The 9,004-nt window shown below is 66.0% G+C and carries 10 protein-coding genes and 1 pseudogene; 1 reads left to right on the plus strand and 10 read right to left on the minus strand.

Features of this window, described 5'->3' with window-relative positions; genetic code table 11:
• The 8 genes from VN856_RS18300 to VN856_RS18335 all read right to left on the minus strand — a co-directional run.
• Positions 1-204, minus strand: a 204-nt coding sequence (locus VN856_RS18300; protein ID WP_325691563.1) for an SDR family NAD(P)-dependent oxidoreductase, incomplete at its 3' end; no start/stop codon positions are given.
• 67 nt (positions 205-271) lie between these two features.
• Entirely contained in the window at positions 272-1,708 is a 1,437-nt protein-coding gene (locus VN856_RS18305) for an aldehyde dehydrogenase family protein (protein ID WP_325691565.1), read from the minus strand.
• Between the two features lie 108 nt (positions 1,709-1,816).
• Positions 1,817-2,755: a class I SAM-dependent methyltransferase gene (locus VN856_RS18310; protein WP_325691567.1), complete on the minus strand. Its 939-nt coding sequence runs from the start codon at positions 2,753-2,755 to the stop codon at positions 1,817-1,819.
• 34 nt (positions 2,756-2,789) lie between these two features.
• On the minus strand, positions 2,790-3,725 hold the full coding sequence (locus tag VN856_RS18315; protein WP_325691569.1) for a class I SAM-dependent methyltransferase: 936 nt from the start codon (positions 3,723-3,725) through the stop codon (positions 2,790-2,792).
• 56 nt (positions 3,726-3,781) lie between these two features.
• Positions 3,782-4,426, minus strand: a complete 645-nt coding sequence (locus tag VN856_RS18320) for a TetR/AcrR family transcriptional regulator (RefSeq protein WP_325691571.1) — start codon at positions 4,424-4,426, stop codon at positions 3,782-3,784.
• A 70-nt stretch (positions 4,427-4,496) separates the two neighbouring features.
• Complete coding sequence (locus VN856_RS18325; RefSeq protein WP_325691573.1) at positions 4,497-5,468, minus strand: pirin family protein; 972 nt, start codon at positions 5,466-5,468, stop codon at positions 4,497-4,499.
• 60 nt (positions 5,469-5,528) lie between these two features.
• A complete protein-coding gene (locus VN856_RS18330) occupies positions 5,529-6,077 on the minus strand; it encodes a DNA starvation/stationary phase protection protein (RefSeq protein WP_325691575.1) in 549 nt (182 codons plus the stop codon).
• 66 nt (positions 6,078-6,143) lie between these two features.
• Positions 6,144-7,058, minus strand: coding sequence for a DNA-3-methyladenine glycosylase 2 family protein (locus VN856_RS18335; protein WP_325691577.1), 915 nt, complete (start codon positions 7,056-7,058; stop codon positions 6,144-6,146).
• Positions 7,059-7,176: 118 nt separating this feature from the next.
• Between VN856_RS18335 and VN856_RS18340 the strand changes: the two genes are divergently transcribed.
• Positions 7,177-7,575, plus strand: coding sequence for a nuclear transport factor 2 family protein (locus VN856_RS18340; protein WP_325691579.1), 399 nt, complete (start codon positions 7,177-7,179; stop codon positions 7,573-7,575).
• Here VN856_RS18340 and VN856_RS18345 read toward each other — a convergent pair.
• Together VN856_RS18345 and VN856_RS18350 are read right to left on the minus strand one after the other, a co-directional pair.
• Positions 7,572-7,949, minus strand: coding sequence for a DUF427 domain-containing protein (locus tag VN856_RS18345; protein ID WP_325691581.1), 378 nt, complete (start codon positions 7,947-7,949; stop codon positions 7,572-7,574). The genes VN856_RS18340 and VN856_RS18345 overlap by 4 nt on opposite strands.
• Before the next feature lie 75 nt (positions 7,950-8,024).
• Positions 8,025-9,004 (minus strand): annotated as a pseudogene (locus tag VN856_RS18350) (MCE family protein); the annotation flags it as partial.

Here is a 9,004-nt window from a genome sequence, read left to right on the forward strand (position 1 = left end):
GGCGACCGCGCGCCCACCGGCGTCCTTGATCTCCTTGACGACCTCGTCGGCCATGTTGTGTCCGGCGCCGGTGCCGTCGCGGGATCCGCCGAGGTCGTTGACGACGACGCTCGCGCCCTCCTTGGCGAGGGTCAGCGCGTATTCGCGGCCCAAGCCACCGCCGGCTCCCGTGACGACGACAACACGATCCTGCACTCCGGGCATGAAGTTCCTTTCAGTTTCGACGATCGAGTTCCTCAGTGACCCAACGGATTCCAACGGGCCGGCAACGCTAGAACAGCCGGCGCGCCAGCTTCCACGCCTTCTCTGTATACGGCGGGTAGATGAAGCTGGCGAGGTCGGGTCGGGTCGGCTTGGTCAGCACCGACTTGCGGTGGCTGAACTCTTCGAAGCCGTACTTGCCGTGATAGGCGCCCAGACCGGACGGCCCGACGCCGCCGAACGGCAGCTTGTGGGTGGCGAAGTGGAAGAGCAGATGGTTGACCACCATGCCGCCGGCGGGCACTTCCTTGATCACGCGTTCCCGCACTGCTTTGGCCTTGGTGAACAAGTACGCGGCCAGCGGCTTGGGCCGCGCGTTCACGAATGTGATTGCCTCGTCGAGGTTTTGGACGGTCACGACTGGCAGAACCGGGCCGAAGATCTCGTCGGTCATCAGCGGCTCGTCTAGCGCGGGGTCGACAACCACGGTCGGCTGGATGTTCAAGGTCGACGCGTCCGAGCCGCCGCCGATCGCGACGCTGCCCTTGGTCGCGGCGATCGCCGTGGTGAGCCGGTTGAAGTGCCGCTCGTTGACGATGCGCTTTCCGCCGGTGGCGTTCTTCGCCTCGAATGCTGCGACGGCCTTCTGGATCTCGTCGACCAATTGGTCGCGGATCGGCGCCTCGGCCAGGACGTAGTCGGGCGCGATGCAGATCTGGCCGGAGTTGATGAGTTTGGTCCAGGCGATCCGCTTCGCGGCGACCTGGATGTCGGCGTCTTTCGACACGATGACCGGGCTCTTGCCACCGAGTTCGAGGGTCACCGGCGTCAGATGCGACGCCGCGCCCTCGTACACCTTGCGCCCGATCTCAGTGCCGCCGGTAAACAGCAGGTGGTCGAAGCCCTGAGCGATGAGCTCCTGGCTCACGACGCCGTCGCCCTCGATCACGGCGATCGCGTCGTTGTCGAGGTAGCGCGGCACCAGCTCGGCCATCAGTGCTGACGACGCGGGCGCCACCTCAGATGGCTTGAGCACCAAGGTGTTACCTGCGGCGATCGCGCCGACGGCGGGACCCAGCGTCAACGCGAACGGGAAGTTCCATGCGCCGATGATCAGCACGGTGCCGTACGGCTCGTACTCGACAAAGCCGCGGCCGGGCAGTTGTGACATCTCGAGCAGACGGTGGCGGCGCTTGGCCCACTTGCCCACGTTCTTCGCCGCGTATGTGCACTCGCCGACAGTGTTGGCGACGTCGGCGAGCCAGGCCTCGAATGGCGACCGCCCCAGGTCCTTCTCCAGCGCATCGGCGATCTTGGTTTCGTTCTCTTCCATCAGTCGCTTGAGCGCGAGCAGTTGGGCTTTGCGCCACTCCAGATTGCGGGTGCGACCGGTGGCGAATGTCGCACGGAGCCGAGCGACTGTCGTGGCCACATCGGGGCCGGAAACCGGGGCTGCGGGTGCAGCTGGAGCGGCGGTTTCGGTGGCGTGGGTGGCTTCGGTGGTCATGGGGATTCCCTTCATCGACCGGCGAAAACCCAATCCTAATCAACCATCCAGTTGGGCAACAGGCGCCCTCAGCGATCGCGGCCGATCGCGGTCACCGTCCGCCGCTGGTCATACGCGTTCGGCGGTCACGAACTGCGAGAGCGCATCCCGGTCGTCACCCGACGGCACGCCTTCGACCCAGCGGTCCAGCCGGCGCATCTCGTCGCCGGAGTTCTGGCCGGTCGCCCGCCAGCCGTGGTCGTTGAGCCAAGCGGCGACGTCGGCCCGATCGTCGTCCTGGTAGATCAGGTCTTGAATGTCGACGGTCCGCTCGATGCCGAGTTTGGCGGCCACCCGGTCGAGGCGGTCCCGCATCTCCTGGCGACGCTCGTCGGCGTGGTTGGCCGCGGTCTCGGCGGCTACCCGACTGCCCGGTGCGCTCAATTCGGTGATCTGCGTGAACAGCCGGTCTTGAGCCTCGGCGGGCAAATACATCAGCAGCCCCTCGGCCAGCCAGGCCGTCGGCGCCTTGGGATCGAATCCCTCGGCGATCAGGGCAGCGGGCCAGTCCTGACGCAGATCGATCGCTACCTCGTGGCGGTCGGCCGACGGGGTCGCGCCATGCGCCGCAAGCGTCGCCGACTTGTACTCCAACACCTTCGGCTGGTCGATCTCGTACACCGTGGTGCCGGCCGGCCAGTCCAGCCGGTAGGCCCGTGAATCCAAACCCGACGCCAGGATCACCACCTGCCGGATACCAGCGGCGACCGCTCCGGCGAAGTGGGCGTCGAAGAAGTGCGTGCGTACCGCTTGATAGCCGCGCATGTGCTCGAAGACCGCCGCCGCCTCGGCATCGATTTCTTGCACCTTGGTGAGCAGTGAGTCGTCGAGCATCTTCTCCCACACGCCGGTACCGGCCTCGCTGACCAGCACTCTCGCGTAGGGGTCCCGAATCAGCGGGTCCGGCTTGTTGGTTTCGGCGGCGCGGGCTGCGGCCACCATGACGGCGGTGGTACCGACGCTGGTGGCAATGTCCCAAGTGTCGTCGTGGCTGCGCAAGCTGCTCATCGTGGTCCTGTCTTCTGCTGAATATGGTCGGTGATCAATCGATCGCGCCGAGTTCGGCGCGCAACAGCCTGGTGGTAAAGGCTTGGTCGGCCAGGTCGGCGGGAATCGGCCGGCCCAGGCGCGCCATCTCGTCGGCGTTGCTGACCCCGGTTACTTGCCAACCGTGCTCGGTGAGCCACTCCGCGGCGTCGGCCCGGTCGCTTTCCTGGTAGGTCAGGGTTTCGACGTTGATGTCCAGGCCGAGACGTTGACGAATCCGGTCGAAACGTGCACGCCGCGCTGCGCGACGGGCTTCATTGTCGGCGGCGCCCATGCTGAATGCTTCGACGGCGAAACGACTGCCGGGGGCGCTCAACCCCGTCAGGATCTCGAACAACCGGTCCTGCGCTTCGGCCGGCAAATAGGGCAGCAGGCCCTCGGCCAGCCAGGCGGTCGGTTGGGCGGGGTCGAATCCCGCGGCCGTCAGCGCGGCCGCCCAGTCGTCCCGGAGGTCGACCTGAACGGGACGCCGGTCAGCGGTCGGAGCGGCGCCTGCCGCCTCCAGTGTGGTCGTCTTGTAGTGGACCACCTGCGGTTGGTCGATCTCGTAGACGGTGGTGCCCGCAGGCCAGTCCAGCCGGAAGGCCCGCGAGTCCAGCCCCGCGGCCAGGATCACGACCTGCCGGATTCCGGCGCCCGCAGCCTCGGCGAAGTAGGCGTCGAAGTAGTGGGTGCGCACGGCCTGGTAATCGACGGCCAGGCGGTGGGCTCGCAGTCCGTGGTCGTCGTCGTCGATCCACTCCGTCGAGCCGGCGAACCGCGCCCATGACGGCCCTGCGGTAGAGACCAGTAGGTAGGCGAACGGGTCGCGGATCAGCGGATCAGCCGCCGCTGTCTCGACCGCACGGGCCGCGGCCACGCTCAAGGCCGTGGCGCCCACGCTCTCGGTGATATCCCAGCTGTCGCCGTCGGAACGTACTGAACTCGTCATAGCGCAACCGATGGTACCTAATAACTTAGTCAATCTATATGCTTGTGTGCGCTACATCACTGCACTTGATCGGGCCGCCGGGTGAGGCCGCGGGCCAGCATCAATTTCAGTTGATCGGTCACGGGGTCCAACTCGTGACGGCTGCCGACAAAACCCGCGTAGAAGCCCACGCCCAAGAGCACCGCGAGCAGCATTTCGGTGAGTGCCGAGGCGTCGGTATCCGCGTCCAAGTCGCCTCGCTGGATTCCGTCGTTGATCGCCCACAACAAGAACGCCCGAGTGGTGCCGACCGAGTCGATTCCGGGCCGGCGCAGCTCAGGGTGGCGCTGTGACTCCAGCGTTGCGGTGATCAAGAACGCGGCAGCCGTTGGGTTTTCGATGTCTGAATCGATCGCGCCTTCGATGAACGCCGACACCTGGCGAGTCAACGTTGTCTCACCCCGCGCCCGCTGCACACTCGCGGCGACGACGGCACTGTTGGTCTCGTCCAGCACCTGCCAATACAAGACGCGTTTATTTGCGAAGTAGTGGTTAATCGCCGGCCGGGTCAGGTCTGCCCGGATCGCGATGGCCTGAAAGGTAGCGGCATCGTAGCCGCGTTCGCTGAACACCTCCCGAGCAGCACGCAGAATGCGCTTACGTGTCTCGGCCGCCTTTGCTGCAGGGGGGCGACCCGGCCCCCGGCTCGCGGGCTGCACCACAGCATGAATTGTGCCACAGCTCACACTGCTGCCCGCCGAGTCGGGAGAACCGCTTGTTAGCCAGCGGTCGCTATGTCGCGCGGTGCGGCATCAATCCGTTGGGCGGGACGCTGCCGAACTTGCCGGCCTGGAAATCTTCGACGGCTTGGACGACCTCGGCCTTGGTGTTCATCACGAACGGGCCGTAATGGAACACCGGTTCGCGGATCGGCCTGCCGCCGAGGATCAGCACCTCCAGAGCGGGCACCCGAGACTCCTGCGAGGCGGCGGCGTTGACCGTGATCCGGTCGCCGGGACCCAGGACCGCCAGCTGACCTTGCTGCAGCGGATGCGCGATCGGGCCAACGGAGCCACGCCCGGCGAGGACGTAAACCAGTGCGTTGTAGTCCCGGTTCCACGGGATGTTCAGCCGCGCCCCCGGTTGAATTGTGGCGTGCGCCATCGTGATTGGCGTGTGCGTGACACCGGGCCCGCTGTGACCGTCGATCTGGCCCGCGATGACCCGAATCAGCGCGCCGCCGTCGTCGGAGGACAGTAGTGCGACGTCGGGGCCTTCGATGGCCTGGTAGCGCGGGGTGGCGAACTTGTCCTTCTTCGGCAGGTTCACCCAGAGCTGGATGCCGTGAAACATTCCGCCGCTCTCGACGAGTTCTGCCGGCGGGGTTTCGATGTGCAGGATGCCTGAGCCCGCCGTCATCCATTGCGTGGCGCCATCGGCGATCAACCCGCCGCCACCGTGTGAATCCTGATGCGCGAACCGACCGTCGATCATGTACGTGACGGTCTCGAACCCGCGGTGCGGGTGCCAGTCGGTGCCGCGGGGTTCGCCGGGCTGGTATTCCACCTCACCCATTTGGTCCATGTGGACGAACGGATCGAGCGCGGCGCTGCTGACGCCGGCGAAGGCCCGGACCACCGGGAATCCTTCGCCCTCATGACCGCGCGGCCCAGTTGTGATGGAACGGACCGGGCGTTCGGTATCGGTGGGGCCTGCCGCGGACACCCGCGACAAGGCCAATGTGTCTGCGGTGATCGCGGGCATCTGTAGCCTCCTTGTGCTTCGGATACCCGCTATAACCGGACCGCGGTCCGATTATTCCGCTCAGCCCTTGGTGCGGGCGGACTTCGCCGCCGACTTCTCGGTAGACGCGCCTTCGTGGGTTAACCCCCCGCCGGCGTTCTCCAAGTGCGCACGCACGAACCACTGGAACTTCTCCAGCTCGGCGCAGTGGCCGATCAGGATGTCCTGGGTTACCGGATCCAGCTTCTCGGTTTCGTCGATGCTCCTGCGGATGTCCTCGATGACGCCGTTGTAGACCAGGTCGAGTGCGGCCAGGTGCGCCGGCACGGTGTCGCGGCCGACCGAGTAGTCGTCCCAGGTGCGGTCTTTGAGGATCGCGCCCGGGGTGCCCTGCGGCGATCCGCCGAGAGTCGCGATCCGCTCTGCCACTTCGTCGGCGTAACCGCGCACCAAGTCCACTTGCGGGTCGATCATCTCGTGCACCCCAATGAAGCTGGGGCCGACCACATTCCAGTGGACATGCTTGAGCGTCAGATGTAGGTCGTTGTAGGTGCTCAACTGCTTCTGTAGCAGGTCAGCGATCTTGATTCCCTGCTTTTCGGTCAAGCCCGGAACAGTGAATTGGGTCATAGCTACCTCCCTGAGGTCATCCCCTGGCGACGGGTACCCGATGACCGCGGGAAGTAACCGCGGGAGTTACAGCGCGCGGATGTCCTGCACCGGCAGTCGCGCGCCCCGGCGTGGCTCGTAGGCCAGCCGGCTGGCCTCCAGCAACCGAACGACCCGGTGGCGATGTGGGCGCATCGGTTCGAGAAGTTCGACCATCTCGTCGTCGTCGATCGGGTTTCCCAGCAACGTCCAGCCGATCATCTTGGAGATGTGGTAGTCGCCCACCGACAGCGCGTCGGCGTCGCCGAAGGCGCGTTGCGCCGTCTCGGCCGCGGTCCATATCCCGACTCCGGGCAGCGACACCAGCGCCTCGCGGGCCTGCACGGCCGGCCATGACACGAGTCGCTCCAGCGACGACGCACGTTGCGCACATCCGACAATGGTGCGGGCTCGTCCAGGATCCACGTTGGCGCGGTGAAATTCCCACGACGGTATGTGGCGCCACACCTCGGCTGACGGCGGCACCCGCATCCGGCTGGGGGCGGGGCCCGGTGCCGGCGTCCCGAATTTGGTGACCAGTAGGCGCCAGGCGCGGAAGGCGTCCGCACCCGGCACGCGCTGCTCGAGGACGGCCGGGATCAGAGCCTCCAAGACCTGATCGGTACGGCCGAGTCGCAGGTGCGGCACCCGCCGGTGCGCGGCGGCGACGATGGGGTTGACCGGAACGAAATCCGACGAATCGTCGTGGGCACCAAGCATTGCCGGAAGGGCTTCGAGGAACTCCTCGGCGCCGCTGCCCCACGCCGTGCATTCAACGGCATTGGCGGAGGTACGGCTGATGCGCGCGCTGACGGACCCGCTGGGCAGCAGGCTGGTGCGCCACATGGCGCCGTCGCCATCGACCTGGAAAGTCGGATCGCCGGGTCCTCGGCGCAGCGGCGAAAGAGTCATGCCCGGGCTCACCACCCCGGGGAACATCACCGTGCGAGCGCTACTCACCATCTGCTCCCGCCGGATACCGCAACTGCTCGATTCCGACGATCATAGGTCCGACACCGCTCACACATCCTTGTCCGGCGCGTCATTGACCGCCAACTGTGTTCCGCGTCAGGATGGCGAGGTGACCACCCCGTTCGACGACCCGCAGGCCGAGCTGGCGTGGATGTTCCTGCAGTGCCTGTCCGAGGGAGGCGACGTCGACGAGTGCTTCGGCCTGCTGACCGATGATTTCACCTACTGGAACCTGCTGACCCGCAGCTCGGTCGACAAGGCGACACTGCGTGACGACGTCGAGCGGCGCAAACGCACCGGCGAGCTGAACCTGGACTTCATCCAGTGTTTCAACGACGGCGAAAGCGTGGTGATCGAAGCCGAAGCCGACGGCGAGACCGCCGACGGCTTCCGCTATCACAGCCCCGCGGTCTTCATCTTCGAGACCCGCGACGGGCTGATCTCGTCATTGCGCGAATACAGCGACACGCAGCTGACCTCGCACGTATTCGGCCCGGCGAACCGCTAAGCGGCTTCGACGCTGACCTCCGCCTTGTCGGGGTAGAACGCCACGTGGCCGGCGATCTCCGCCACCGCCTGATACGGCTGCTCGTACGTCCAGATGACGTCTTCGACGGTGCCCGCGGCGGTGGTCACGCTGTAATAGCCGGCCTCCCCCTTGTACGGGCAGTAGGTGCTGGTGTCGGTGCGGGTGAGCCGATCCTGCACCACATCCTTGAACGGGATGTATTGCACCGCAGGGTAAGTGGACTCTTGAAGCTGTAGGGCCTCGGTGGTGTCAGCGACCACTTCGCCGTTGACGCGAACCACGACCCGCGTTCCGGTGGGGTTGATCGTGATCGGGTGCTCGGCGGTGGGTTCCAGGACGGGCCGGCTGGTCATGGTGACGTCTCCTCACGTGCGACTAGCAGGTTCAACACCACTCGGCGCGCAAGATTCCCGTCGGCGGCTTTTGATTCATCCGGCGGGCGCGAGCATGTCCTTCCACCCGGAGTCTCCGGTGTGGCGCGAATCCTCGAGTAAGTACTTCGCGCCGTCGGGTCCCACCACTTCGCCGCTGGACGGAAGGTAGATGGCAGCCGGCCCGGCCGGCGTGTAGGTACACGGGTTGGGCTGCTGACCATTGCACCGCACGGTGCCCGAGCCCGGCCGCTGCAGCGGATCGTTGACCGGCGCGGCCGGTGGAGGCAGCCGATCGGCCGGTGCGGGGTTGAGGCCGTTGTTGACCGACGGCGCCGGTATCACCTTGCCGGGGTCGACCGGCTGGTCGCAGCGAGCACCTGGCGCCGGACAGTTGCGAACCTGGTTCGGATCGCCGTACCACGGGTTGGTGCCCAGCGGAACATACGGCTTGTTGTCGCGGCATTCCCGTGGCGTCGCCCTGCGCTTGCCGGGGACGTCGACGCAGGGGTAGTTGCGCGCCCCGCGCACGCCGTTGGCCTGAGTGTCCTGTGGGATCTTGCAGTACGTCCCTTCCGGCAACGGTGCCGTGCTGACGTCCGCGGGTGAGCGCCACTCCGAAGCCGGCAGGAATCCGGTCAGGCACGGCGGCGGATTGTTCAGCGACAGGTTGAGATTCATCAGCACCGATCCCGGCGCAGATGCGATCAAAGTCTGTGCGACCGAACCGATCTCGGGCAGGAAGACCAACAACTGCTCAAGCCCTTTGTTGTAACGCTTGAGCATGTCGGCGACGACTTCCAGGTTCGCCAGCGTCTGCGGCAGCGACTCGCGGACGTCGTTGAAGACGTCGTTGACCTGATCCGCGGTCGGCGCCGCTTTCGACAGGATGCTTTGCACGTGCTGATCGGTGTGCGCCGTCTGAGCGGTGAGCACTTTGAGGTTATGCGACCACTGCGCGATCGAGTCGCCGGAGTCGACCTGGCTGTCCAGGATCGGTGCCGCATTCGCGATGATGTCGTCGACGTCGGACATGT

It is taken from the genome of Mycobacterium sp. (assembly GCF_035603715.1).
Taxonomy (GTDB): Bacteria; Actinomycetota; Actinomycetes; order Mycobacteriales; family Mycobacteriaceae; genus Mycobacterium.

What these genes read in the sequence shown, in the direction of transcription:
- VN856_RS18305 (WP_325691565.1), bottom strand. Translation starts at nt 1,708, where the DNA reads ATGACCACCGAAGCCACCCACGCCACCGAAACCGCCGCTCCAGCTGCA.
- VN856_RS18310 (WP_325691567.1), bottom strand. Translation starts at nt 2,755, where the DNA reads ATGAGCAGCTTGCGCAGCCACGACGACACTTGGGACATTGCCACCAGC.
- VN856_RS18315 (WP_325691569.1), bottom strand. Translation starts at nt 3,725, where the DNA reads ATGACGAGTTCAGTACGTTCCGACGGCGACAGCTGGGATATCACCGAG.
- VN856_RS18325 (WP_325691573.1), bottom strand. Translation starts at nt 5,468, where the DNA reads ATGCCCGCGATCACCGCAGACACATTGGCCTTGTCGCGGGTGTCCGCG.
- VN856_RS18330 (WP_325691575.1), bottom strand. Translation starts at nt 6,077, where the DNA reads ATGACCCAATTCACTGTTCCGGGCTTGACCGAAAAGCAGGGAATCAAG.
- VN856_RS18335 (WP_325691577.1), bottom strand. Translation starts at nt 7,058, where the DNA reads ATGGTGAGTAGCGCTCGCACGGTGATGTTCCCCGGGGTGGTGAGCCCG.
- VN856_RS18345 (WP_325691581.1), bottom strand. Translation starts at nt 7,949, where the DNA reads ATGACCAGCCGGCCCGTCCTGGAACCCACCGCCGAGCACCCGATCACG.